The organism is Cupriavidus sp. H39 (assembly GCF_050271075.1).
Lineage (GTDB): Bacteria > Pseudomonadota > Gammaproteobacteria > Burkholderiales > Burkholderiaceae > Cupriavidus > Cupriavidus necator_B.
Genome location: NZ_CP189847.1, coordinates 64,151 through 88,020, shown reverse-complemented (window position 1 = coordinate 88,020; position 23,870 = coordinate 64,151). Strand labels below are relative to the sequence as shown.

Genomic DNA, 23,870 nt, shown 5'->3' with positions numbered 1-23,870 from the left:
TCAGGGCCTCAGCGTACGCACGCGCTTGCCGTTTGCGATCTTGACGCCCCCGTCGTCGATGCTGACCACCTTCCAGCCACCATCGAGCGCGTCCCCGGCCACGACCGGCACAGTGCGCCCGTTGACATCGACCACCGCGTTGAACTGGCCGTCGAACGCGCGCAACGACACTAGCCTGTGTGCGTCGCCCGCCTGACGCGGCATCCGTTCTGCAACACCCGCCGTCGGCACCGGCCCGGAGAGGGAGATAGCCGGCGCCGCTCCGGCGGGTGCCGCGCCCTGGGAGGCCGACAACAGCGATTCTTCCGCCCGCTTCACTTCCGCCTTGTATTTTGCAATCTCGGCGCGGGCCTTCCATAACGCAATCTGCGACTGCAACGCCGCGAGTTCCGATGCCTCGGTATGTCGCGGCGACGTGGCTGCGTCGGCAGCCGCCGCAGTAGTGGCGGACGCCGCTGCACTCACTACTGCCGGCGCTACAGCGCTGGCGCCAGACGGCTGCGCAGCCGGCGTGGACGCGGGCGGCGCGGCTTCCTGTCGCGATGTCACCGGCCGCGCTTGCTGCTGCGGCGCCGACTCCGTTGCCGAGTGCGAGGCCGGCTTACGACCGGCCGCCGCGATCGCAGCGGAAATCGGGTCAGACATCGAAGAAGCCGCGTTGGCCGAACAAGCCACCGATTGCAGCAACACTGCCGCGATGGCCACCCTGAACTGAGTGGAACGAAGTTTGAATGGGCGATTCTGCATGGGAAAGTCCGAAGTCTTACAGCAAGCGGGCCGAGATCATGATCGCGATGACGGTGTCGCCTCGCGTCGCACCGACGCCGCCGCCGAGCGCCGCCATCCACGGCTCACCCACACCGTTGTTGGTGGTCGCCGCCTTCTGGTTGCGCAGGCCGGTGAGCACCAGGGATTCGCCGGGCTTCAGCGTGATGGACTGCGTGAAGCGGTTGGTCGGCATCGTCCGTAGCTGCACGGTGGTCTGGTTGGCAGAGCCGCCCGAGTTGAACGGCTGCAGTGGCAGGAGGTCCGAGAGCGTCATGTCGAAGTTCATCAGGATTCGGCCATCGACGACCTTGGGCAGGAAGTTGCTGGTGAAGCCATAGGTAACGGTCCCGGTCTGAATCGAACTGGTCGAGCCGACATTCGCAGCCAGCGTGGTTTGCGCCTGTGCAACATAGTCCTGCAGCGTCGCGGTCTGCAGCGCCAGGACCTTCCCGTTTTGCGTGACGCCCGAGCGCGACACCACTTGCGACACGTTGCCCAGTGTCGAGAGCGCCTGGATCACGGCCTTGCTGCCGGCAAACGGTCCGCTCATGATGGTCGCACCGAGATTCATCGGCGATGCGCCGCCCGAAACATTCGGCATGCTGGCCGAGTTGAACGTGACCCCGGGTTGCCCGCTGGAACTCTGGTACGCGAGTGACAGGTTCAGGCCGTAGTTGTCCTCGCGCGTTACGCGCACCTCATAGACCTGCACGTCAATAGCCACCTGCTTCCCATACATGGCAGCCAGGCTCTTGACGAACTGTTCGATTCGATCGCACTGGGCCGGATCGCCGGTTACCGTGAGCGTGCCCAGGTTCTTGTCGACAACCACCTCGGCGCTGGCGCCAGCAACGGCCTTCGCCGTAGCCTGAAGGGTCTCCCACGGCTTCATCTCGACCGACATGCTCATCGACTGGCCACTGCGCCCCGCGCCGCTGCCGCCATTGCCTGCCCCGGTCGCGCCCGCCCCTGCCATGCCGCTCGAGCTGCTATCCGTCGTGGTGATCGATCCGTTCATCGAGGACGAATCCGCGAGGCTCGGCAGCATGAAAGTGCGGGTCTCCGTCTTGAAGAACGTCACCGTGCCGTCGTTGTAGCGAGACCAGACCCCGAAATGCGCCTCCACGGCATCCAGGAAGCCCTTGAAATTGCCTTCGTATCGCAGGGTCAGCGGGATCGCCGTGACCGAAGCACCCGGGCCAGCCGCGACGCTAAGCGGAGCGGCCAGGTCCACCCGTGCCGTGCCGCCCATCGGAATCGGCCCGCCCGGGCGGACTGCGCCTGCGGGCTGCACCGCCGGGGCCGCGCTGGGCGCCAACGAGGCGACGGCCGACGGATCGACTGTCGAGCGTACGCCGACACTTTGCGCAATCCAGTTGGCCGCCTCGGTCAAGGAACCAAGGGTTCCCTTGAACACTACGTGCTTGCCGTAGATATCCGGCTGCGGCTTGCTAGCGCGGATCTTCTCGCCCAACAGCCAGGCGCCTTCATGCACCCGGAACACCGGCCGACTGCGCGGTGCGTCGGCGTAGCGCGCATGCGCCTCGCTGTTGATGGTGTTCTGAACCTGACGCGTCTCCATCACGCCGCAGCCGGAGAGCAGTGTGGCCGCCGCCACGGCGGCCGCGGTATAGCGTTTGCTTTGCTTCATCATTGCACGACTCCGTTTTGGCTGATAATCACGGTGCGGTTGCCGCGCCAGCTGTCGCCCACCACGTCGGCGCCGTTGTTGGCCAGCTCTTCAACCACACGCTTGACGGCGAGCTCGAAGTCATCCCCGTAGTCCTTGTCGCCCGGAACGATCCAGCCATCGGGGACATTCCAAACCACCGTCCAACCCGCGCGGGCAGCCCATTTCTGCAGCTGCTGTTGCAGGGGCTCGCCTTTGACGAGGCGGTATAACTCACCGACCACCGCGACTGCCGGGGGCGCGCCGACAGCCGCTGCCGTCGACGGGCCGGCACCGGCCGTTGGCGAGGCACTGTTCGCCGCCACCAGCGTGCGGTCGATCGCCGCTGGATTCGCGCGAGCGGGTTGCAGCGACTGCCAGCCGTCGTTCAGCAGCTGGGCGGCGTGCAAGGCCGGCGCGATGAACAAACCGCTCAGAAGCGAGGCCGCAGTCAGGACTATGCGGACGGTTCGATTGGGGTGGGACATAGCTATGGTCTCGATTGAACGGATAGGACTAGCGCAGGGCCGCGCGCTGCAGCGCTTGCCACCGGGCATGAATCTGATTGGCGTACCGCAGTTGCTTGTCAGGCGACGAAGCGTTGTAGGCGCCAACCGCTTTCCACGTCGGTCCGAAGCGCTGGATGTTCTCGCGCAGAATCCACGCGCCGACGTACGCATTGGTGCATCCATCGAACAGGTGGGCGCGCGTGATGCCATATCGCCCCAGCCGCGGCAGATGAATGGAGTTGATCTGCATGAGCCCGATATCTTCCGAACCGTTGGTATTGCGGTTGGTGACCCATGGCCGCATGCCGGACTCCTGCCAGGCAATGCTGCGCAGCAAGGTCGAGCTCACGCCATGGAAAGCCGCAGCATCGTCCAGACAGTCCGCACGGGCGCAGCCGCCTATGAGCCACATCAGACAGCACGCTGTTGCAACTGCACGGATCTTCATAGCGCGACCTTCCCCGGTTGCTCTTTGAACCGCACCTGCGGCACACGGTCCACGTAGACCACGTTCCCGTCGGCGATCACCGTCAACCGCGCGGCAATCCCGTCGAACTTGTAGTAGCGGTCCTTCTGCTCGCCGTTGCGCTTGTGCTCGTCGCCGAACACCGAGACGCTCACCATCGATTTGGCAAAGCTCAGATAGGTGGCGCCGTCTTTCTCGAACACCATTTCGAGCCCTGCAGCGTTTTCGCGCGGGAACACATACTCGATCTCGGGGGCGCGATCGACCTGCACCGACTTCCCGTCCGCCATCGCGGTGAAGCGGTCGACCGTCGAGAACGACAGCACCCGCTGTGCCTCCTCCCAGTTCGTCCAGATCTTGCTGCCAGAATCGTCGCGCAGCACCAGGTCCTTCGGTTCCTTCTCGAATCGGATTTCGATGCGGCCTTGCTTGTTGTCGCGGATCGCCACCGCGCCGAACGCCGACGCCAGCGTCGGTCCTTCAGGCAGCGGCGTGCCAGCAGCCGGCAGGGAGGCCGCCTGCAGCGGACCATCCTGCCGCGCCGGCTCGGCAACCACGGAGAAGCCCTTCGGCGGCGCGGCCCGCAGCGCGATGTTGCGTCGGATGAAGTCCACTTCCGCATACAGGTTGCGGCGCTCCAGCACGCGGGCGAGCGCCTGCAGCCAGTTCTCCCCATCGCCAAGCTCCACGGCGACATCCTCGGTCAGCGGAATGTCCTTCTGCGCCGTTCCCGTCCAGCCAGCCGGCGCGATGGACTTGATCATTTGGGCCAGAGGCAGGGACGAGCGCCCAGGACGCACCACCGCAAGCGTGGTGTAGCTGCCGATCAGCGCCAGACGCCCGGAAATGCCGGCCAGGCTGCGCGGCAGGTCGCCCGCTGGATTGGCGGGCTCCGAGGTGAAGCCGTTCGCGCGCTTCCAGCGCGCAAGCACTGGCTGCCCGTTGACGGTATAGCGGACGACATCCGGCACACCATCAACCACCCAGTATGGGCCGGTCTGCAAGGCGCCATCGGCTTGAACAGCCTGGCCGGGCCGAGGCTGGATATACGTAGAGAGCCCGTCGTTGAAGATAAGCGCAGGACGATCGACGGCCCGGGCAACGATCTGGTAATCGAAGTCGAGAGGGTCGGTATCGGCCGCCATGGCGCTGGCGCTCGCCGTCAATACCAAAGCGGAGAGAATGAGCGGCCTGATCATCGGAATTGTGCGACGTGGTTCATGAAGCGGGCGAAGTACGGACCACCACGCTCCGGGTTGGCGCTGTGGTACCAGGCCACAGCCTTCATCGTGGAGCCGCTGCGCCGCAGGTTCTCGGTCAGGATGTCTTCGGCGACCCGGATATTGGTTGCCGGCGCCAGCGCATCCCATGGCGACGTGAAGCGCTTGCCGTGGTAACACCAGTTCACCTGCATTAGCCCAACGTCGAAATCGCACCGCTGGCTGGCCAGCAGGCGATTGATCGCCATGTAGGCTTCCTCCCGCGTGGCAAAGAACATGCCGCGGCCAGCCACGTTCAAGGTCCAGGGCCAGGGCCGCCCGCGATAGGCCGATTCGTTCATCGCGATGCCGGCGGTGATCTTCGGATCCACGCGCTGGCCCATCTGCGCGAACGGCTCGGTTTTCGGCGCGCATGCCCATCCGCCACGGCGCTCGGCGAGCGCTTCCTGGGCGGCCTCGGTCAGTACGGCCGGGCGCAGCCAGCCCTCGCGGGCGAACAGCACCGAGATCGGCAGCGCCTTCCCGCCGATCTGAACGACAGGCCCAGCCTCCGCGCCCGGTTCGATCGATGCACCGATCAACCGGGCGGACCAAGCAAGGAACGCATCGAGCCCGCAGTAGAGCACCGGTTTTCCTGCGATCGTGTGCAACAAGTCCTTGCCGTCGGCGTGCACGACTACCGCCGTGGGGCTAATGACCGCCTGGATCGTGGCGGCGGGTGCGTGGCTCGATACCAGACACGCAGCGAGGGCTGCCAGCGTCTTAATCACGGTAGGCCTCCAGCACCATGTCGTGCTTGACCTGCACCACCATCTTCTGGCCCGGTTCGGTCGTGATCGTCGGCCGGATGCCCTGGTTGCGGCTCAGGATCGTGGATGCGGTCTGGGCGGCAATCTGACCGGCGGCATTGCCGTAGGTGGTCAGTCCGTTCGCGCCGACCGTGGTCGCCGTGTTGTTGTCCTTAAAGGCGTGCTCGAGCAAGCCGATAACCAAGGCAGAGCCGAAGATCCTCAGGAAATGATTGTTGACGTCGCCGCTGATGCCGGAATATCCGTTGGGGTCGGCACCCTGCATGCCCATCAGCGGAACGGTCTTGCCGTTCGGCAGCTGCATGCGCACAAAGGCCGCAAGGATGCGCTCCTGGCCCACCGCGATATCCGCGTTGTAGGCACCAACCAGCGTGCTGCCCGCCGGGATGACTTTGCACCGGCCCGTCACCGTGTCATACACGTCCTGCGAGACAGTCGCGCGGAATTCACCCGGCTTGTCCGAGTTGAGGCCACCGGCAAAGGTGGCGGGAATGACGAAGCCCCGACTGACCGTACATTTCGGTAGTCTCCCGTCGAAGCCGGTGCGCAACGTCCTAGCAGCGGTTGCATCACGCAGGAACTGCTTGTCGGAGGAAACGGGCGCTTCAGGCTGCTCCGGGAGGCCGTTGCTTGCACTGGCGCGCGCGACCGCCGCCTGCTGCAGGGCGCGCATCTGCGCGGGGTCGGTCAGGTCCGCCATGCCAGCCGGCATCTTCGTGCCGCCCATCTGCGACTTGCGCATGCCCTTCTTGTAGATCGAAGAGGTGAAGATGTCGTCTTGCTCGTTCTTCTTGGCGTCCGCAGTGCTGGGCTTGGCCGTGGCAACCAGGTCGCCGGCCGTCATGACCGGCGCCGTGCCGCTGTCCCGCTTTTCCGCGAGGGCGCGTTGACGCTCAGCCTCTTCCCGAGCCCTGGCGGCCTGCTCCCGGATCGTGGCCTCGAGCGTCTGCCCGTTGTCGCCGCTACTGGCCCGCTGGCGCAGCTGCTCCGCGCGGTTCTGCTCCGCCTTGGCATCGGACTGCTCCTCGCTGACCGACTGGAAGTAGTAGCCGAGCCCGCCGACGAGAAAGGCCGCAACGACGCCAAGCACCATCACGATGTTGCGCGGCAGCTTCCCCTTCACTGTGCGCTCCTGCGCATCCGTCACGTCGGAAACGTTGTTGGACGACTTCCGATCGCGCATCAGAACAACCCCAGAATGCGCCGGCGGCCACGCTCGATCTTCACTTCCTCCGAACCCGAGCGTAGCGCTACCGTTTCGGCCAGACGCTGGACGACAAGGAATTCGCCTCGCCGAATGAAGTTCACCACCACGAAATCGCTGCCGTCCTTGACCAAGGCAACAGGCCAGTCGGCACTCTTCGGGATGCGCAACCAGATCGCCTTGCCGTCGTCAAAGACCGTGTCGGGCCGGAAGCTCGCGCTGCCGGAAATGGAATATTCGAAGTTGAGCTGCTCGGGGGCGACAGCGACCACATCCGCGTTGCGGCCACCGGCATCGACGGACAGCCCTTCGGCGCTGTCAGCGCGCGCTTCATTGCGCGCTTTCACCTTGGCCGCAAACGACGTCGGGATGCGGAAGCGCACCTTCTGGTAGAAGATCCCGCCCAGGGGAGAAGACACCAGCGTGAACTCGTAGCTGCGCTTGTTCGTGTTCACCGAGAGCGTGTTTACGAGACCAGCCGCCTGCGGCTTTACGTACAGGTGATTCTGGCCATCGGTTTCGTAATCCCAGCGCACGCTCTCACCCCACGCGGGTTCGCCGACGATCTGCTCGTCGTCGGGAAACTCGATGGTGGTCATCTTCAGCGGTGCGGAAAGGACACGGAAGATCTGGTCACGACTGTAGGTAAAGACAACTAGCCGCGAATCGCCGGGCAGCGCTATGGGATCCACGCCACCGTTGAACGGATTGGCTGGGTTCATCGCATCGCTGAGGTAACCGATGCCCAGTCCTGCCACGCCCGCGCCCGGCCGGCGCTGGGGCTTGTCAGCAGCATGTACGTGCGGCACGGCGATGCTAAGCGCCACCAAGATGGCAGCCAGTGCACTCAGGGGGGATGACTTGCGAATGTCCATGAGCGGTGTCGCGGCCTCAGGCCGGCGATTTCTGAAGGCTGAAGAAGACGGGATGGACGCCGAACGGATTGGTACCCAGCACGGCATCGCTGGTGGGCGGCTTCACCTGGTAACGGAAGGTCATCGCGTAGCGCATACTGCGCGGCTTGTAACCGTCCTCCGTCGTGGTGGTGATGAACTCCACCGCAACCGTGCTGTCGGGCAGCACGGCGATATTGGTGACCTTGACCTCCCGCACCAACGTCGCGGAGGCGCCAACCTGGCGGAACGGCTCGTCCTCGGTCACCCAGTCCTCGAACTGCTTGCGCGACGATCCGATCATCTGCTCACGCACGGACCGCAGGTTCCGAGCCATCCGCGAATCCTCGACCTGCGTGGTCAGAATTGGCTCGATCGTGAACCAGCGCGTGACGAGATCCTTGAAGGCCCACAGCAACTGGATCCCCTCCGGCTGGAAGGCCTCCAGCTCGCGCACGATGGGCTTGCCGCTCGCGTCGGCTGACACGCCAACCGCCTTGACCACGGAGGGTGGCGGCTCACGCGTCATGATTGCCGCCAGCGCAATGCAACCCAGACCGAGCGTGGCCACCTTCCAGTGATTGCGCTCGATGGCGATCCTGGTGGTACGGTCGAAGATCACCTGTTCAGGGCTCTCATTGCCGTACATCCCCGGGGCTACCGCCAGGGTCTTGGCATTGCTGGAGTTCTTGCGGAAGAGGGGCATGCTGCGGCAGTCCATTGGGATGCCGCTAATTGAAGCAGTGAACCGTCACGGGAGGATCGAAGAAAGCGGCGCGATTTTGCGCGGCTTTCTGAGATTTTCCCTGTACCCAGTGCACATCCGTGTTGGATCCCCACGAGACGGAGCCGCAACGAGCCCCAGGTTGCTAACCAGCTCTGGCGGTGCAGCTACTGCCTTCAATCGGAGAGCTGTCCTGCAACAATAGAGCGGAAAGCTCTCAGTTTTGACCTAGCTTTCCGGAAAACCAGCGTGAGCATGCTCAGGCTTCGAGCACGGTATCCGCCGCATGAGATCGGTTCGGCAGGCGGTTGCTCGCGCGAGTTTTCTGGAAAACTCGCAAAAATCGCACGTCTTTCGGCGCCCAATTGCATTCGCGGCCCGCCAACAATAGCGGGCATGCAATCCACCGACCCGACCCATCCCGTCCTGCAGCTCAGCCAACTCGAAGCCAGCGCCGTTGCGATGTTCTTTGAGTCGCTGTCGCCGATCCGCGCATATATCGAGGCGTCGGATGTGGCCGAAGTCATGGTGAACCGCCATGACAGCATCTGGGTGGAGCGACGCGGCGAGATGACGCGCCTGGACGTCCGGCTCGAGCCCGCGAAGCTCGAAGGTGCGGTCCGATCCCTGGCCTCATCGGTGCAAAAGTCCGCCGTGCGTGGTACAGCACAGGGCATCATCAACGCCGGCCATAAGGGACTGCGCATCGCTGCAGTGATGCAACCCACCGCCATCGACGGCCACGCCCTCAGCATCCGCAGGCATCGTGAGACGAACCTGTCCCTGACCGACTATGTCAAGGCCGGCGCCTTCTCGTCCCGGCATGCCCGCAGCAAGCACACGGATCAGCCCATCTTCAAAGGCGCGGTCGAAGACGACGCGCTCAAGGATGCCCTCATCGAGTTGGTCCGCCAGCGCAAGAACATCCTCGTCGCCGGTGGCACCTCCTCCGGCAAGACCACTTTCCTGAATGCGCTCGTGGAGAACATCCCCGACGGCGAGCGCGTCCTGACCATCGAAGACACGATGGAGCTCAAGACGCGAGTGCCAAATGCGGTGCGCCTGCTCTCCAACACCGACAAGAACGTCACCACCCAGCAGCTGGTGGCGCTGGCGCTGCGATTCCGCCCCGACCGCATTCTCGTTGGCGAGGTCCGCGGTGGCGAGGCTTTCGACATGCTCCAGGCGCTCAACACCGGCCACGACGGCGGCATGGCGTCGCTGCACGCCAACAACGCCCGCTCCGCGCTGTCTCGCATGGAGAGCCTTGCAATGCTCGGCATCCCCCAAGGCTCGCGCTGGGAGCTCGACGACATGCGCAAGCTGATCGCCGAGTGCTTCAACTACGTTGTCCACATGCGCCGCACCGGCGAGATGCGCCACATCTCGGAAATCATCGAGATCAAGGGCTTTCGCAACAACGACTACGACATCGAACGCGTTTTCTAACCACACCAGGAGCCTCTCCCATGTCCCACCCCTTCATCCAACGTGCTGCCACGACGGCGCGAAAATCCCTGCCCTCGATGCTTGTCATGGTCAGCCTGATGGGCGTCGCCACCTCAGCCGCGGCTGCCGATTTCGGCTTCCTCGGCAACCTCGGGGAGTTCATCTGCGGGATCGCCACCTTCATTAACACCAAGTACCTGTTCGTGGCCGGCCTGATCCTGATCGTGCTTGGCGCCATCGGTATCGCCAACTCCGAGTCGACCATCATGAAGTTCGTCTCGGTGATCTGTATCGGCATCGGCCTGGCTGCTGCGGCGCCCGCGATCATGAAAACGCTGGGCGTCGCGGCCCAGTGCACTGGCTTCTGAGCATGCGCGAACACCACGTCAGCATCGGTCTTTCCCGGCCGCGCCAGATCGGCGGGGCCGTGCGCGGCCTGGCGATCGCCAATGGCACTGTTGTCGCCCTGCTGGTGTACGTGACCTTCCGCAGTGGATGGAAGATCCCGGTGGCCGTCGTGGTGATGGGCATGGCCTTTCACGCGCTCCTGCGCTGGCTCACCAGCCGTGATCCCTGGTGGAACCAGATCCTGAACGTCTACAACCACTACGGCGACGTGTACGAATCGATTCCCTGGCACGGCAAGCTGGGTACGCTTTTCCGCCGCCCCTACGGATTCGACAGCGATCTGCCATGCTGAATCTGAAACGCCGCCCGCTCTACGAGATCGCGCCGTGGCTGACCTCGATCACCCCGGAGCTGATCCTCAACAAGGACGGGTCGCTGCTTGCGACCTACGAATTCCTCGGTGTCGATGCCGACAGCCCCGACAGCAACGACATTACGTCGGCCCGGAACCAGCTGGACCAGGCCTGCCGATCGTTCGACAACCGGATCACCGCATGGTGGAAGGTCAGCCACCGGCGCGCGCGGAACTATATCGAAGGCGAGTTCTCCGCGCAGGCGGACGCCCGGCTGGATGCGCTGAACCGCGCGCACATCACGACCGGCAAGTACTTTCACAATAGCCACTCCCTGGCGCTTGCCTATACCCCGGAGAGCGGCATCGCCAAGTTCTTCGACAAGACGGGCTACCACATGACAGTGGGGGGCAAGTCGGTCATCGCCGCCATCTTCGAGGCGACGAAAGACACCCTCTTTGCACGCAGCGCCTTCGCCTTCGACATGGAGAAGCTGACGACGGACGCGCGCCGGTTCGAATCCATGCTCGATGCGTTCGCAGGGGGCGTGCCGCGCCTGCGTACGCGCCGATTGGTCATGCAGGACAGCTACGCCGTCCTGCACCAGGCTGCCAACCCAAGCGTGCCGTCCCGCCGCATCCGATACCCGGTGACCCTTCTCGATTCGCATCTGACGGAATCCGAAGTCACCGTCGGTTCCGAGCGGCTCCTGTTCGAATCCGCCCATGGGAAACGCTACGCCGCAATCGTTGCCGTCAAGGAATGGATGAGCTTCCAGGAAGCGGCGTTGGATAGCCTCATGCAGATCGACGCCGAGCTCGACGTCTGCATCATGTACCGGTTCCTCGATACGGCACGGGCGGCGGCCTACATCGAGAAGGTCCGGCGCTTCTACAAGATGGCAGCGCTCAATGTGCGAGCGATCCTGAAGCAGTACTTTGCCAAGGAAGAAGCCGAGAACGACGAAGGGCGCGAAGAACTCGCCAAGGAAGCGGGCAGGGCACTTAAGCGTCTGACGGCCGAAGGCACCCAGCACGGCTTCGCGAACATCTCCATTGTGGTCTATGGCGATACCGAAGCGGCCCTGGAAGATTCGGTCGGCGAGGTGGTCGGCGCGCTCACCAACGCCGGCTTTGGCGCCATCCGTGAGAAGGCGAACCTGATGCCCGCGTGGAACAGCACCCTGCCCGGCCGATGGGACAAGCAGCGTCGACTTCAGTTCGTCGAGACACCCGCGGTGTCCGACCTGGCGCCCGTGCGCTCCGTCATGCCTGGCCCAACCCGCAATGCGTGGCTGTCCGACAAGGCCGGCAAGGAAGTCCCTCCCCTCACCTGTCTGCCCACGCGTCATCGCACGGCGCAGCGTGTTGACCTGCACCAGCCGGGTGGCAACGGACACCTGCTCATCATCGGCCCCATCGGCGCGGGCAAGTCGGTGTTCCTCAACTTCCTGGTTTCGCAGGCAGGGCGTCACGACGCGCGACGCATCCGCTTCGACAAGGACCGCTCGACCCGCATTCCTACCTTGCTCGGCGGCGGCGCGTTCGTCGACGTCACCGGCAAGTTCCAGGCGGCGACACACGTGAACCCGCTTTCGCTACTCAACAGCCCCGCGAACTTCACCTACGTCACCGAATGGGTGACGCTGGCCCTCGAGGACGAGGACTTCTCGCTCAGCCCCCAACAGTCGCAAGACATCTTCGAAGCCGTGAAGATTCTTGCGGAGTACCCGCGTGAGCATTGGACCCTCGGGCGGCTGGCCACGCTGCTGCACGACAGCCTGCGTGAACGGCTGCAAATTTGGCTGCGTGGCGGGCAGTATGGGCACTTCTTTGACCACGCGGAGGACGCGTTCGACGTCAGCGACAACCTCTCGGTCGAGATGGGCGACCTCTTCGAAAAGTATCCACGCGCGGCCGTGCTGTTCTCCGACTACGCCTTCTATCGGATCAGCCAGTCGATGGACGGCCTCAGGTACACGATCATCGAAGTCGAAGAGGCTGGATTCTTCTTCCAGCACCCCCGGTTCTACAAGCGGCTGGAGACCTGGATTACCACCATCCGGAAGCTCAACGGCGCTGTCTGGATGGCTACGCAGTCGCTGCGTCAACTCGAACGTGTACCGGACTTCGAAATTCTCAAGGACAACGTCGGGAATCTGATCTACCTGCCGAACAGCCAGGCCAATACCAGCAAGGACCTCTACAAAGACAAGTTTGGCCTGACCGACGATCAGATCCAGATGATCAACGACGCGGTCCCGAACCGGGACTATCTGTGGATCACGCGCGCACAGACCCGGATGCTGCAGAGCACGTTCTCCGACGAAATGGTTGCGATGCTCAGGTCCGACGGCGTCGCGCAATCGATCCTCGACCGCCATTACGCCTCTGGCGCACCCGACTGGCAACAACACTACGTGCGCGAGATGCTCGCGCGTTCAGCATAAGGAGAGACCCGTGAAAAGTTGGATTGTCCGCGCTGCCTTGGTGGCAAGCCTCGCAGTTTCCACGAGTGTTCACGCCGGCGGGCTTCCGGTCATTGACGTCGCGAACCTGGTGCAAACGACCAGGACGGCACTGCAGTCGCTCAAGACCGAGATCTACGAGAACACCAACATCGCCTACCAGTACCGCATGATGGCCAACCAGTTGCTGCAGGCAACTGGCATGGACCCGGCCCATCTGACCGAGCAGCTCGATGCAATCAAGGACGAGATCGGCAAGTTCGATCTCTACGGCGTGACTCTGAACGACCTCTACGGGGCCGTTTCCGATAACGCGGACTACCTGTCCAAGGTGCGCAGCATGGTCAAGGCTTCCGGCAAGCCAAGCGGGCAGTGGCTCGAGGATCAACGCACCCTGTTGGCAAATGGCGACAAGACCGCAAAGAACCTGTTCGACCTGGGCAACTCGGTGGTCAAGAACGTCCAGTCGCAGGCCAAGCGACGCCAGAAGATCCAGAAGGAAATGAAGCTCACTGGCACGGCGCAGGCCGCGGCGGAAGCGACCAACGAGATGCTCGACGTCCTTGCAAACCAGAATTCCGACCTGCTGCAGATGATGAGCGCCAAGGTGCAGTCGGATGCCGACAAGGACCAGAAGGCCTTGGCGGTTGAAACCGAGTCGCTCGACACGGCGCGGCGCCTGCAAGCCGAGCGGGACCAGCAGCGTCAGAAGATCCTGAACCTCAAATGATCGGGATGTCGACCATGGGAGTCTGGGTGCGCTTGCGCTTTGTAGCGCTGCTTCTCGCCGCGCTTTGCCTGTTGCCGCAGCCAGGCAATGCCCAGGAAGCGACCGGCGGCAATCCGCCCGTGGCAGCGGCAACTGCTGGCAAACCGGGGGATATTGCCACGGGGATCATGAAGACGCTGACCAGACTTGACGGGATGCGCAGCAGCCTGATTCAGGCCGCCGCATCGCTCAGCCAGACCACGGTGGAGGACGCCAACAAGATCGCGTTCGGGCTGGGAGTGATCACACTGGTCCTGGCCGGGCTACGATTCGCAGCCACCTCGGATCCCGTCAGCGCCTGGACGGATCTCTTCGAGACGCTGCTGGTACTCGGGATCTTTTCCGCCCTCTTTGCCAGCTACACCAGCTTCTCTTCCGGCCTGTTCCTTTGGTTTGCCCACCTTGCCGACTCGATCAACGGCGGCGTGAGCGTCTATAACCTTCCGGCATCCCTCGCGAACACTGGCGGAAAGTTTGTTGACTCCATCGTGACGACGCTGAAAGCTGGTCTGCTCAATCCGCTGTCCCTGGTTGACGCCCTCGTCGCCGCAATACTGTTTGCCTTCGCCTTCATCGCCGTCTTGATCGCCGCATTGATCTACTCATGGTTCATCCTTGTCGGGCATCTGCTGGTGGCAATCGGCATTGTCGTCGGTCCCCTTGCCGTGGCCTTCGGCATGGCTGACATCTCCCGGCGGTTCTTTAACGCCTGGCTCGACTACATGGTCACCGGTTCGATGTACATGGTGGTGGCAGCCATTATCTCGCAGCTGGTGAGCAAGTCGCTGATCAGCATGGTGACGGACGTTGGCAAGGTCGGCACGGACACGACCATCGCGGCCAGCTATGCGCTGAGCACCGCGATCATTTTGGTCTTCGTTGCCATGGAGATCCCGAAGATCGCAGGCTCCCTCTTCGGGACCGGTGGCGGCGTGGGTGCCACGGGCGGCATGAAGATGCTGGGCCGCGGCGCCTGGAACCTCGGCAACAAGCTCGCTGGAAAATGATGAACACACACGCCCACCTGCCGACAGATGCGCTGCTGGCGTCGTTCGCCGATCGTGTTGCGCTGATCCGCCAGTATGCAAATGAGGCGGAAAGCGCTGACTTCGCCAGCAAGTGGCTCAATGTGCTGGAACGCTGTGCCACGTGGTTCTCCAGCATGCCGCTGCGTCCCGGCGAGCACGCTGAGGCGGGCGGCGCGTTCCGCGCCACCGTGGAAGCGGCCTACTTCGCCATGCGCCTGTCCGGTGCACAGAAGTTCGCCGCCGACCAGACGTCGGAACGCCGCAGGCGGCTGGAACCCCAGTACCTGTATGCCCTGTTCCTCGCCGCCTGCTGCTCACGGCTGGATGAGCCATGCCGGCACTTTCAGTTTCATCGGGATAGCGATGGCATTGAATGGATTCCCGCCATTCATGGCGCATTTGGTCCATGGCTCGGGGGCGGTACGTATGGTGTCACGCGCCGAGAAACCGCGCTTCCCATCGAGCGCATGCGCACTGCGCTGCTCGCGCGCGAGATCCTTGGCGCTGAGCGCCTGGCCGGATTCGACGGCCAGGTCCTCGCCGAACTGTTCGGCGCCATCAATCCCGAGCAACGACCCAGCGGACTCGAGACACTCCTGCACAAGGTTGTGCGGCAAGCCATCGACACGGTCACGCAGTTCGAAGTCAAGGCGCGGCGCGCTGCCTTCGCGCCGGATTCGACGCCAACGCCGAAGGCGGATTTGCTGAGTGCCGCTGCCGATGCCACGGCCCAAGCGAAGCCGCCTGTCACGACCGCAACCGAACAGCTCGCAGCGACCGTGCCTGTCAACCCCCAGGCGCCGACCGAAGCCCTGACACAGGTCGCGCCCCCCTCTCCCGCGCAACCGGCAGCGCCAGCGACAGCACAAGCGCCGCGCGACGCCGCGCCCAGCGCCGTCCAGCTCGACGGCTCGCGATCGCTCCGGCCAGAACAGGCCGCAGATCCGTTCAAGGAGGCACTGGCCGGGGCATCGAACCTGATGCGCGAGTTCTTTCGGGCCCTGGCCCAGGACGTGGCGGCGGGAAAGGTGAAGGTGTCCTGGGTCGACGACCGGCTCGCCATCAGCAAGCGCATGTTGAGCAACTACGGCATCGCCTCGGAAACGCTCATCGGAAACCTTCGCAAGTTCCAGCTGCTCTACAAGATCGTCGGACAGGACATCCTGCTGGTCGACAAGGTAGCCAACCTGATCGCGACGCGGCCGCAATCCGCCGGCAACGAGGTGGACGCCTGATGCACCACTACATCAATCATTTCCGCCCAATCTACGAGTTCCGCGCGGCGACCGGATGGTTGCTGGCCGCGGTGCTCATGCTTGCCAGTGGCATGCCGGGAGCGGGGTATTTTTCCCTGTTCTGCCTGGCAATGTTCCTGTTCCGCTCGGTCCAGGTCTGGCGGGCGCTCAAGTTCCGCCTTGCCATCTCGACCAAGTGGCTCGCCGTGATCCCTGTTAGCAAGCTGCTGGCACTCAGCGTGCAAATGCGGAAAACGGAGAACGCCATGTATCTCGGCACGGGCTTCGAGTGGACACAGAAGCATTGCCAGATCGCACACGACATCCTACGCATGCCCTCGAGCGACATTCCGGGGCTGCCTCGGTGGCTGCCGCAGTCCGTGGTGGGGCGAGTGGAGTCCTTGTTTGCCCCGCCTGGAAGCATTGCCGACCAGTCTCCGCAGGGAAAGTCATGGATTCACGGCATGGAGCCACGGAAGATAGCGATCCCTTTCCATTACAAGGCGATGCCCGGCCACACGTCGGTGAGCGGCACGACGGGCGCGGGCAAGACCCGGACCTATGAGGTCATCTCGACCCAGGTGATCCACAATCCGAACGACGTTTTGATCGTGGTGGACCCGAAGAACGACGCCGAGTGGGCCGCTCGGGTGAAGCGGGAGTGCGAGCGCGCGGGACGCAAGTTCCTCTATTGGAAGCAGGCGGCGCCATCGCAATCAATCCGCCTGAATCCGCTGGAAAACTGGTCGCAGCCGTCGGAGATCCCCACTCGCATTGCGCAACTGATGGAGGAAGGCCCGTTCCGGCAGTTCGCCTTCCTGTTCATCGACCGCGCGGTGAAGGGCGAGTTGTACGTCGGGGACAAGCCGAACCTCCGCTCGATCCTGCAGTACGCCCAGAACGGCATCAACAATCTGCTGGACAGCGCCCTCCAGCGCTTCTTTCCAGAGGCCGGCAAGCCAGATTGGGAAGAAGAGGTCACTGGCTACATGCAGCAGGTAGGTCAGCGCGCCGGCGGCACGAAGCTCGATGCGATGGTCCGCCTCTACATCGAGCGCTTCTCGAACAAGGGCCAAGGCCATGAGGCCATCGACGGCCTGATCGCCACGTTCCAACACGATCGGGATCACTACGGCCGGATCATCGCCTCCGCCCTGCCCTTGCTGCAGATGCTGTCCACCGGCGAGACGGGCCTGATGCTCGCCCCGAAGGCCGATGATTTCGACGACAACCGAGAGATCTGGGACATCGACAAGGTCATCAAGCAGAAGGCCGTGCTCTATGTTGGCGCGGACTCGCTCTCGAATTCCCTGGTGGCTCAGGCGGTCATGTCGATGCTGCTGGCGGACATCGCTTCCGTAGCCGGCGCGATTTACAACTTCTACGCCAAGCCGCCCGAGGTTGTGCTGATCATTGACGAGGCGGCCGAGGCGATCAACGAGCAGATGTTGCAGATCCTGAACAAGGGGCGCGGAGCAGGCTTCAAGGCGTTTGTCGCCTATCAGACACGCTCCGATATGACGGCGAAGCTCGGAAACGTCGCCAAGATGCAGCAGGTTTTGGGCAATTTGAACAACCAGATCGTCTTACGATTGGAAGATATCGACACGGCACAGTGGTTCTCCGAGAAGGCCGGCACGACCGCGATTCGGAATATCGTCGTGTCGAGCAGCACCAGCACCGGGACCGAGGCTCATGTCGGCGAGTTCAGCGGTTCGGTCTCCCGCTCGATGCAGCTCGAGAAGGCGCCGCTCATTCCGCATGAGCTGATCATGCAATTGCCAAACCTGCAGTACTTCCTGCGCATCTCTGGTGGCTCCGTCTACCAGGGTCGAATTCCAATTATCCAGGACTAATACGGTCAATGCCCTCCACCCTGTTCCGACAAATCGTCAAGGAATACAAGCTCTCGGCGAAGCTCTCACCGATGTTCATCGTGTCTCCCGACCTGGATGACGTCTGCACCCGTGTGGTCGATTACATCGGCGTGAATTTCCGGGTGCGCGACGAACCGCTGGTGAAGGAGATGCTGACGGACGCCATCGCTGCGTGGCGCGCGGCACGCAAGCACGGCGATGCAAATGTCGCCTTTATGCAGGGTCTGTTCGCGCGCGCCCATGATCTTTACGCGAAGCGCTACGCCGCTTTCAAGGGCGAAAAATACAACGTCTGGTATCCGTACCATGAATCCATCCCCGCGTTCGAGCAACGCCAGCCCGCTGGCTATATCTGCCAGGTCGTCGACGAACCCGTGCCGGGAAACATCTCGCAGCGGTGCGCCGCATTCCAACTTGCCGCTCGCGTCCTGACTGGCTACAGCTTCACCCGCTACTTTGAGACCTACGATGTCGCTCGAGACTATTCACACTAAGGCCGCGCTGTCCTTGGCACGCCTGCGCGAGGCCCCGGTCCGGTGGACGGCGCGGATGTTCCGCGTCGATCTCGCGCTCGCACGCGAGATGCAGGCGTGGCTCAATCAACCCGCATCCGGGCCGGTGCCCGAACACTTCAGGCATGGCAATGCTGCAGCTTGCTTCGCCCTGATCAGCATTGCCGCGCGCAAGCCGGTGGTCTTCTGGGGCGCGCTTATCGCCATCCCGGCACTCCCGCTGCTGCTTCTGCTGCGTTGGGCCTGAACCATGGCCAGCTCCCGATTCGTCTCCCACGTCCGCGTATGGCTGCTGGTGTCGCCACTGATGCTCTGCGCGCTGGTTCCGTTCATCCAGAACGATGCTGCCTTCGAAGTCAGCGATGCCGAACAGGCCTCGGTTTCGGACTGGATCGGCCCGGCCAGCGCGCGCGAGGCCGCGTCCTTGGCGAATGCCCGGTTCGATCGCTGGTTTGTCCAATCCGGCGCCCTGCAGGCCTCGTTCGCCGGCTCCGATGCCGACACAGCGCTGCCGGATGCCGGTGCATCCGAGTTCGGCCGTGGCTGGATGCGTCGATTCTGGTTGACCGTATACCGGGCTGTCTATCGCGCGACCGTCGCCCATCATTGGCTTCTCGGCGGGTTCATCCTATTCGCCGCCCTGCTTAACGATGGGGCGGTGTCGCGCAAGATTCGCGCCGCGGGCGCCGGATTCGCCAACCCCGTCACGTTCCACGTGGCGGCCCACGGCTTGCTGCTGTGCTTCGGCCTTGGCGCCACCGCCCTGCTCTTACCGGTTTCCCTGATGGCCCATTGGTGGACGCTGGCCGTCTGCCTCGTGGGCCTCTTCAGTTGGCGCCTTGCGGCGTCTTTCCATGTCGGCAAGTAGCCGACACCCAGTCTCTATGACCCTCAATGGCCTCGAATGCTGGCCACTCCAGGAGAAATGAATGACCACCACAGAACTGTCCATTGCCGAGTCGCCTGCTGCTGCGGCCGATATGCCCACTGTACCGACGGAAGCCCCTGCCGGTGCACCGATGCATTCTGACGGCGGCACCGAAGGCGCTGCAGACCGCGTCGACGACGTCGAAAATGAGTTGTTCGAGATGGAGGCGTCGGCCAACGCGCTGCGCAAGGAGGGTCTGATCTCGACGGCCGACCTCGAAAGGAAGAAGGCTGAAGTCGAGCGGACACGCAAGCTGTTCCGTGAGCTGTCGCCGGAGGACCGCCAGGCTATCGTGCGCCGCCGGCGTGAACTCGGTCGGCAGATCCTCGATCGCGAGCTCGCCGGCGCGGCAGTGGTTGCCGTCAGCCTGAAGCTCAACCATACCCGCCTACGTCCGCTCTTCGAGCAATGGTGGCCGTACATGAACCGCATGTCGCTCAACCTGCAGCGCTTCGGGCAGTCGACGTTTTCCCGAAGTGAGCTCACGACGATCGAGACCTTCCTGGAGCGCGAACTCGCCAAGTTGGAGGACTATGTCGATGAACAGCTGCGCGTAGCGGCCGCTTACCGGGAGCAGCGGGAGAATGAGATGCGTGCCAAGGACGACATCATTTTCCAGCCGACCATCACCCGTCCTTCCGTCGATATCGAAGTCCAGGCCTTCTCGCGATTCGCTGTTCGTGCACTACAGGTGCTGATCAAGTTCGACCAGGCCATGGATCAGTTCGATTTCATGGTCTGGAATGGCATTCGTGATATGACCGACGTGAACGAGGAAGTGACACGCTTTCTTCGCAAGTTCCAGCCGCTGGGGCTGCGTAGCTACACGACGCATCTGAAGCTCATGACGACCGTTCGCGGTGTGTGACTCTCACGCAAGTCTTCGTCGTGGTGCCGAGACGCCAAGCGCGCCCTGCCCTTGGCATCTGGGGCCAAGTGGCATCAAGGTCCATTGAAAGGGCAAGTGCCACCTTGTAGCACGGTGTCGGGGAGCATCCTGCGTCAGCCAACGCCCTGAAACTTAGTCCGGCCAACTGGGGCCTGCTCCCACTTTCGAACGTTTCCTTAGTCGCCGACATCTGTCCCGAAGTATCACTTCGGGGTACTTGCTGTCTCGAACCGGCACCATGTGCCACTTCTAACGATCCGTTAGCCGCTGACAATCTGTCCCGAGGTACCACTTCGAGGGACTTGCGGTCTTGAACCGGCACCACGTGCCACTTACTGCCACAATTAATTGCCATGTCGCTCGACAAGGTATTGGAAGGACTGAACCCTGCCCAACGCGAGGTGGTCAACTTGCGTCAGCACTGCGTCGCGGTGGCCGTGCCAGGCGCCGGAAAGACGGCGACGATTGCGGCGAAGGCAGCTGTGCTGCTCGCTGACCCTAGCGTAACGGTCGGAGCCGTAACCTTCAGCAAGGACGCTGCTATTGAGCTACGTGAGCGCATTCTTGCTCTCGCGGGCGGGACCGCAAAGAGTAGGCTGCTCGCCGGCACGTTCCACTCTCTCGCTTATCGCCAGTTGGCGACACCCGATGGCAAGCGCCCGGACATTGCGTCAGAAGGACATCGTGCTGCAATGGTCAGTCAGGTGCTCCACGACCTTGGGCTGGAGATGAAGCTTGAAGAGGCTACCGCACTGATCGATCGCCTCAAGATGAACCTGCATGAGCCAGCAGACGGAAGTACTGAAAGCCGTCTCTACCATGCGTATCAGAAAGTGCTGGGGCGAAGCAAGCGCCTGGATTTCCAGGATTTGATGCGCCTTGCCGTGCAAGGGATGGAAGGCGGCACCATTGCACCCTATCGCCTCAATTACCTGCTCGTCGACGAGTTTCAGGACTGTGATGAGCTTCAGTGCCTTTGGACCGCGATACACGCCCGCAGCGGTGCGGTCACTTGCATCGTCGGAGACGATGACCAATGCATCTTTGCGTGGCGGTCTGCGCTGGGCTATCGCGGTATGAGCGCGTTTGCGACCGAATTTGATGCACGCCAGGTCATTCTGGGAAAGAACTACCGATCGACGTCCGAGATTCTAAGCTTGGCTGACCGGGTCATTCGGAATAACAACGATCGGATCGACAAGGAACTTGTGGCACATCGCGGGCCCGGCGGGTCCGTTGAGTTCTTCCGATACGACGACGAGTACAAGGAGGCGGTTGCAGCAGTCGAGTTCCTGGTGCCACTACTGCGAGGCGGATACACCGCGGCGATCCTCGCGCGGACCAATCGGATACTCGATCCGGTAGAAGCAATATGCCGCTCCCATGGGATCAAGTACTACCGGGCCGCTGGCAAGTCGATACTGGATCAGCCTGAAGCCGCTCTGTTTGCTAGCCTGTTGCGTATGCTTGAGCGACCAGCCGATGCAAGCCTAGAGAGCCTTCTCGCATTCGCAGGACTCGATGAATCTGAACGGCAACTGTTGCATGATTCTCTTCACATGAACGAGACACGCGAGGAGGTGAAGAAGAAACCGCTGGTCGCCTTGGGTCTTTCGGAGCGCTCTGCCGACAAATACCGGGACTTCCTTAAGCGACTGTCCGAATGGGGCTCGCTCACTGCTAGAGGCTTTCACTCCCTCGTGTTGGATGGGGTCCGTGAGTGGATGCTCGGCTTGGCGACTGTTGATCGCGCCAAGCGCGCCATCAACACCGCTTATGACGTTGTGTTTAATCTAAGGGGAGCCTTTGAAGAGCGTCTGAGCTTCCTAGAACGCCGAAATAACGAACCGGCGTCCGATGCGATCGTTTTGACTACAATGCACGCGTCCAAAGGATTGCAGTGGTATGCCACCGTGCTGATCCGTTGTGAAGAGACGATTATCCCGGACGACAACAGCGTCGAGTCCGAGGAGCGCAGGCTGTTCTACGTCGGAATGACCAGGGCGCAGAATCTCATGCGGATGTCGACGGCGAAGAAGAACCCAACGTCTCGCTTCGTTGTTGAGGCGGGGTTGGCATAGCCTGAAGGTACCTAGAGGTTGAATCCCGTCAACGCTTAGCGAGCCCAACTAATCCGCGTTGTCGCTCATTGGGCAACTTCGGCCTTGAGTCTGCCGAACACAAACTGTCCCAAGTACCAAGCCAGATCAGGCGTAGTAAGGATAATGTCTTCGGTGATAGAGGATGCCTCTAACTTCATTCTCCTCAGCACCAGCTTGCCTTCCCTAGATGCAAGCCAAGCTCGAATATGCTCGCGCTTCGCTTTAGCATCAGAAGCCGCGAAATGCTCCTTCCCTTGACGCGACTCTTCGTTCATACGCGCACGAGTTTCATCGTCTCGTGATGCCACGCTGCGCTCGACAGATGTCTGCACTGCGGCCTTGGCAGCGGCCTTCTCCGTTTCGTCGGTGAGCAGCTTCGTCTGGACCTGAACCATGGTTCGTTCGGCTTCGGACATGCGCCAGTTGTCACGCAAGGCCTTCATCAGATAGCCCGACGGACTCTTCTTTACCTGCCCGCGATTGAGCTTGAAGCGCGTGTATTCAATCGCTTGGAGGATGCGGTCATCGTTCCATGTGTCCCGGTTATCCGAGATCTCGGTGAACTGTCGCGTGGACAGGTTGAACTCGTCCTTCAGGATCTTGTAGATCTGGCTCGCGTCCGACAGGCTGGCCATCACTGCATCGGCAGTGTCTTTACGCTTGAGGAGGAACCGGATACGGTCCACCTTCTTCGATGACGTCGATTCCGTCCGGGTCTCGTAGGACAGTTCAATGTCGGAGATCTCGTTGATTTCCCTGACTGCCGGCTCGAGCCAGTCGCGCTTGAAGTATTTGAAGATGCTGGCGTTTGCGCCCATCTTCCCCGGCCAGGTTCGCATCTCGTCAAGCTTGATCCAGTCGGTGCGCCCTGCTGGCACGCTGGGTAATACCTTGTCGTAGATGGCTCGCGCCAAACTGCGGGTGAAAGCTGTCGAAATCCGCAAGCTTAGCCAGTGCGACTTGCGTGGATCCCGTATATGCGGGATGAGGCTGTGGTGCACATCGAAGCGGATACGACCACGATGCATCGCTACCATGCCGATCAACTGCACTTGCACCCAAATGTCATCCGCTGCCGGTTCACGGTCCGACGGCGTGTTGGTCACGCGAATCTTCGCGTTTTGGGCTTCATCGGCGATGGTGCGCAGATGCTTCAGGTTACGGCTGTCATACCGCATCAGCCATTTGAAATAGTTCAGTTCAACGTCGTACTGGTCAACGGCCTCGGGTTCTTGCGCAACGATAAAGTAGGCGGCATCCAGGAAACGTCGCGCCGCGAGGCCCATGTTGACAATTTCCGTGAAGAAATTGTTGCGCTGATATCCGATTTCTCGGTTCGCCTCGCTAATGGACGTGCCGAGGTCAAACATATCTTCGAACAACGCGAGCGCCATTTGCCGAGGCGTGGTCCTCGCTTTCACCTCCGTTGGATTCTCGGCCGCCATACTTGTGATCCCGCTTGTTTTAGGCTCGGCAGACTCTATCACGTCATGGTGAGGTGGCTCAACACAATGAACCTCACCTTAGTCGTCCGTTAGCGGGACCGTTGCGACGCTAACACAATGAACCTCACCTCACGCACAAAGGATCTCACCAGGGCACGGCCGGGTCGATTGCTGCGCTCAGCTTGTAGCCGAGGGCCAGCAGACAT

The 23,870-nt window shown here is 62.3% G+C and carries 23 protein-coding genes; 13 read left to right on the top strand and 10 right to left on the bottom strand.

The features are described 5' to 3' along the window. From pilP to ACOCMH_RS12645, 9 genes are read right to left on the bottom strand one after another with little or no spacing between them, the layout of a single operon-like run. Positions 1-747 carry a type IV pilus biogenesis protein PilP gene (gene pilP / locus ACOCMH_RS12685; RefSeq protein WP_427308532.1) on the bottom strand — a complete coding sequence of 249 codons (747 nt, stop codon included), beginning with the start codon at positions 745-747 and terminating at the stop codon, positions 1-3. A 16-nt stretch (positions 748-763) separates the two neighbouring features. Next, the gene (locus tag ACOCMH_RS12680) at positions 764-2,422 is read right to left on the bottom strand and encodes a type II secretion system protein GspD (RefSeq protein ID WP_427308530.1); all 1,659 of its coding nucleotides are present in this window, start codon (positions 2,420-2,422) and stop codon (positions 764-766) included. Beyond that, complete coding sequence (locus ACOCMH_RS12675; protein ID WP_427308528.1) at positions 2,419-2,925, bottom strand: toxin co-regulated pilus biosynthesis Q family protein; 507 nt, start codon at positions 2,923-2,925, stop codon at positions 2,419-2,421. Before ACOCMH_RS12675 ends, ACOCMH_RS12680 begins: the two co-directional genes overlap by 4 nt. Positions 2,926-2,953: 28 nt before the next feature. After that, a complete protein-coding gene (locus ACOCMH_RS12670) occupies positions 2,954-3,394 on the bottom strand; it encodes a lytic transglycosylase domain-containing protein (protein WP_240990378.1) in 441 nt (146 codons plus the stop codon). Then, positions 3,391-4,611, bottom strand: coding sequence for a pilus assembly protein PilL (locus ACOCMH_RS12665; RefSeq protein ID WP_427308526.1), 1,221 nt, complete (start codon positions 4,609-4,611; stop codon positions 3,391-3,393). Before ACOCMH_RS12665 ends, ACOCMH_RS12670 begins: the two co-directional genes overlap by 4 nt. Continuing rightward, positions 4,608-5,402, bottom strand: coding sequence for a transglycosylase SLT domain-containing protein (locus ACOCMH_RS12660; RefSeq protein ID WP_258874814.1), 795 nt, complete (start codon positions 5,400-5,402; stop codon positions 4,608-4,610). Before ACOCMH_RS12660 ends, ACOCMH_RS12665 begins: the two co-directional genes overlap by 4 nt. Then, on the bottom strand, positions 5,395-6,624 hold the full coding sequence (locus ACOCMH_RS12655; RefSeq protein ID WP_427308524.1) for a TrbI/VirB10 family protein: 1,230 nt from the start codon (positions 6,622-6,624) through the stop codon (positions 5,395-5,397). Before ACOCMH_RS12655 ends, ACOCMH_RS12660 begins: the two co-directional genes overlap by 8 nt. After that, positions 6,624-7,520, bottom strand: coding sequence for a TrbG/VirB9 family P-type conjugative transfer protein (locus ACOCMH_RS12650; protein WP_427308522.1), 897 nt, complete (start codon positions 7,518-7,520; stop codon positions 6,624-6,626). The genes ACOCMH_RS12655 and ACOCMH_RS12650 overlap by 1 nt, the downstream gene beginning before the upstream one ends. 16 nt (positions 7,521-7,536) lie before the next feature. Beyond that, positions 7,537-8,244: a VirB8/TrbF family protein gene (locus ACOCMH_RS12645; protein WP_427308520.1), complete on the bottom strand. Its 708-nt coding sequence runs from the start codon at positions 8,242-8,244 to the stop codon at positions 7,537-7,539. A 414-nt stretch (positions 8,245-8,658) separates the two neighbouring features. On the opposite strand from ACOCMH_RS12645, the gene ACOCMH_RS12640 reads away from it, so the two are divergent. From ACOCMH_RS12640 to ACOCMH_RS12580, 13 genes are all read left to right on the top strand, one after another. After that, complete coding sequence (locus tag ACOCMH_RS12640) at positions 8,659-9,711, top strand: CpaF family protein (protein WP_427308518.1); 1,053 nt, start codon at positions 8,659-8,661, stop codon at positions 9,709-9,711. Positions 9,712-9,731: 20 nt separating this feature from the next. After that, positions 9,732-10,079 carry a TrbC/VirB2 family protein gene (locus tag ACOCMH_RS12635; RefSeq protein WP_427308516.1) on the top strand — a complete coding sequence of 116 codons (348 nt, stop codon included), beginning with the start codon at positions 9,732-9,734 and terminating at the stop codon, positions 10,077-10,079. A 2-nt stretch (positions 10,080-10,081) separates the two neighbouring features. Beyond that, positions 10,082-10,411, top strand: a complete 330-nt coding sequence (locus tag ACOCMH_RS12630; RefSeq protein ID WP_115666829.1) for a VirB3 family type IV secretion system protein — start codon at positions 10,082-10,084, stop codon at positions 10,409-10,411. Then, positions 10,405-12,861, top strand: a complete 2,457-nt coding sequence (locus ACOCMH_RS12625; RefSeq protein WP_427308514.1) for a VirB4 family type IV secretion system protein — start codon at positions 10,405-10,407, stop codon at positions 12,859-12,861. The genes ACOCMH_RS12630 and ACOCMH_RS12625 overlap by 7 nt, the downstream gene beginning before the upstream one ends. A 10-nt stretch (positions 12,862-12,871) precedes the next feature. After that, positions 12,872-13,609, top strand: coding sequence for a conjugal transfer protein TrbJ (locus tag ACOCMH_RS12620; RefSeq protein ID WP_427308512.1), 738 nt, complete (start codon positions 12,872-12,874; stop codon positions 13,607-13,609). Then, on the top strand, positions 13,606-14,655 hold the full coding sequence (locus tag ACOCMH_RS12615; RefSeq protein ID WP_427308511.1) for a type IV secretion system protein: 1,050 nt from the start codon (positions 13,606-13,608) through the stop codon (positions 14,653-14,655). Before ACOCMH_RS12620 ends, ACOCMH_RS12615 begins: the two co-directional genes overlap by 4 nt. Further along, positions 14,655-15,911: a TraI domain-containing protein gene (locus ACOCMH_RS12610; RefSeq protein ID WP_427308509.1), complete on the top strand. Its 1,257-nt coding sequence runs from the start codon at positions 14,655-14,657 to the stop codon at positions 15,909-15,911. Before ACOCMH_RS12615 ends, ACOCMH_RS12610 begins: the two co-directional genes overlap by 1 nt. Next, complete coding sequence (gene traD / locus ACOCMH_RS12605; protein ID WP_427308507.1) at positions 15,911-17,767, top strand: conjugative transfer system coupling protein TraD; 1,857 nt, start codon at positions 15,911-15,913, stop codon at positions 17,765-17,767. The genes ACOCMH_RS12610 and traD overlap by 1 nt, the downstream gene beginning before the upstream one ends. An 8-nt stretch (positions 17,768-17,775) precedes the next feature. Then, positions 17,776-18,282: a hypothetical protein gene (locus tag ACOCMH_RS12600; protein ID WP_354673977.1), complete on the top strand. Its 507-nt coding sequence runs from the start codon at positions 17,776-17,778 to the stop codon at positions 18,280-18,282. Continuing rightward, positions 18,257-18,547, top strand: a complete 291-nt coding sequence (locus ACOCMH_RS12595; protein WP_354673978.1) for a hypothetical protein — start codon at positions 18,257-18,259, stop codon at positions 18,545-18,547. Before ACOCMH_RS12600 ends, ACOCMH_RS12595 begins: the two co-directional genes overlap by 26 nt. Before the next feature lie 3 nt (positions 18,548-18,550). After that, a complete protein-coding gene (locus ACOCMH_RS12590; protein WP_427308504.1) occupies positions 18,551-19,168 on the top strand; it encodes a DUF4400 domain-containing protein in 618 nt (205 codons plus the stop codon). A gap of 61 nt (positions 19,169-19,229) precedes the next feature. Continuing rightward, complete coding sequence (locus ACOCMH_RS12585) at positions 19,230-20,096, top strand: ATPase (protein ID WP_354673980.1); 867 nt, start codon at positions 19,230-19,232, stop codon at positions 20,094-20,096. Between the two features lie 374 nt (positions 20,097-20,470). Beyond that, positions 20,471-22,198 carry an ATP-dependent helicase gene (locus ACOCMH_RS12580; RefSeq protein WP_427308502.1) on the top strand — a complete coding sequence of 576 codons (1,728 nt, stop codon included), beginning with the start codon at positions 20,471-20,473 and terminating at the stop codon, positions 22,196-22,198. A 65-nt stretch (positions 22,199-22,263) separates the two neighbouring features. Here ACOCMH_RS12580 and ACOCMH_RS12575 read toward each other — a convergent pair whose 3' ends face one another. Then, positions 22,264-23,664, bottom strand: a complete 1,401-nt coding sequence (locus ACOCMH_RS12575) for a replication initiation protein (RefSeq protein ID WP_427308500.1) — start codon at positions 23,662-23,664, stop codon at positions 22,264-22,266. Positions 23,665-23,870 lie beyond the last annotated feature (206 nt).

Excerpts from the sequence above, each read along its gene's own strand:
- pilP (WP_427308532.1), bottom strand. The coding sequence starts at position 747 with ATGCAGAATCGCCCATTCAAACTTCGTTCCACTCAGTTCAGGGTGGCC.
- ACOCMH_RS12680 (WP_427308530.1), bottom strand. The coding sequence starts at position 2,422 with ATGATGAAGCAAAGCAAACGCTATACCGCGGCCGCCGTGGCGGCGGCC.
- ACOCMH_RS12675 (WP_427308528.1), bottom strand. The coding sequence starts at position 2,925 with ATGTCCCACCCCAATCGAACCGTCCGCATAGTCCTGACTGCGGCCTCG.
- ACOCMH_RS12670 (WP_240990378.1), bottom strand. The coding sequence starts at position 3,394 with ATGAAGATCCGTGCAGTTGCAACAGCGTGCTGTCTGATGTGGCTCATA.
- ACOCMH_RS12665 (WP_427308526.1), bottom strand. The coding sequence starts at position 4,611 with ATGATCAGGCCGCTCATTCTCTCCGCTTTGGTATTGACGGCGAGCGCC.
- ACOCMH_RS12655 (WP_427308524.1), bottom strand. The coding sequence starts at position 6,624 with ATGCGCGATCGGAAGTCGTCCAACAACGTTTCCGACGTGACGGATGCG.
- ACOCMH_RS12650 (WP_427308522.1), bottom strand. The coding sequence starts at position 7,520 with ATGGACATTCGCAAGTCATCCCCCCTGAGTGCACTGGCTGCCATCTTG.
- ACOCMH_RS12645 (WP_427308520.1), bottom strand. The coding sequence starts at position 8,244 with ATGCCCCTCTTCCGCAAGAACTCCAGCAATGCCAAGACCCTGGCGGTA.
- ACOCMH_RS12640 (WP_427308518.1), top strand. The coding sequence starts at position 8,659 with ATGCAATCCACCGACCCGACCCATCCCGTCCTGCAGCTCAGCCAACTC.
- ACOCMH_RS12635 (WP_427308516.1), top strand. The coding sequence starts at position 9,732 with ATGTCCCACCCCTTCATCCAACGTGCTGCCACGACGGCGCGAAAATCC.
- ACOCMH_RS12630 (WP_115666829.1), top strand. The coding sequence starts at position 10,082 with ATGCGCGAACACCACGTCAGCATCGGTCTTTCCCGGCCGCGCCAGATC.
- ACOCMH_RS12625 (WP_427308514.1), top strand. The coding sequence starts at position 10,405 with ATGCTGAATCTGAAACGCCGCCCGCTCTACGAGATCGCGCCGTGGCTG.
- ACOCMH_RS12615 (WP_427308511.1), top strand. The coding sequence starts at position 13,606 with ATGATCGGGATGTCGACCATGGGAGTCTGGGTGCGCTTGCGCTTTGTA.
- ACOCMH_RS12610 (WP_427308509.1), top strand. The coding sequence starts at position 14,655 with ATGAACACACACGCCCACCTGCCGACAGATGCGCTGCTGGCGTCGTTC.
- traD (WP_427308507.1), top strand. The coding sequence starts at position 15,911 with ATGCACCACTACATCAATCATTTCCGCCCAATCTACGAGTTCCGCGCG.
- ACOCMH_RS12600 (WP_354673977.1), top strand. The coding sequence starts at position 17,776 with ATGCCCTCCACCCTGTTCCGACAAATCGTCAAGGAATACAAGCTCTCG.
- ACOCMH_RS12595 (WP_354673978.1), top strand. The coding sequence starts at position 18,257 with ATGTCGCTCGAGACTATTCACACTAAGGCCGCGCTGTCCTTGGCACGC.
- ACOCMH_RS12590 (WP_427308504.1), top strand. The coding sequence starts at position 18,551 with ATGGCCAGCTCCCGATTCGTCTCCCACGTCCGCGTATGGCTGCTGGTG.
- ACOCMH_RS12585 (WP_354673980.1), top strand. The coding sequence starts at position 19,230 with ATGACCACCACAGAACTGTCCATTGCCGAGTCGCCTGCTGCTGCGGCC.
- ACOCMH_RS12580 (WP_427308502.1), top strand. The coding sequence starts at position 20,471 with ATGTCGCTCGACAAGGTATTGGAAGGACTGAACCCTGCCCAACGCGAG.
- ACOCMH_RS12575 (WP_427308500.1), bottom strand. The coding sequence starts at position 23,664 with ATGGCGGCCGAGAATCCAACGGAGGTGAAAGCGAGGACCACGCCTCGG.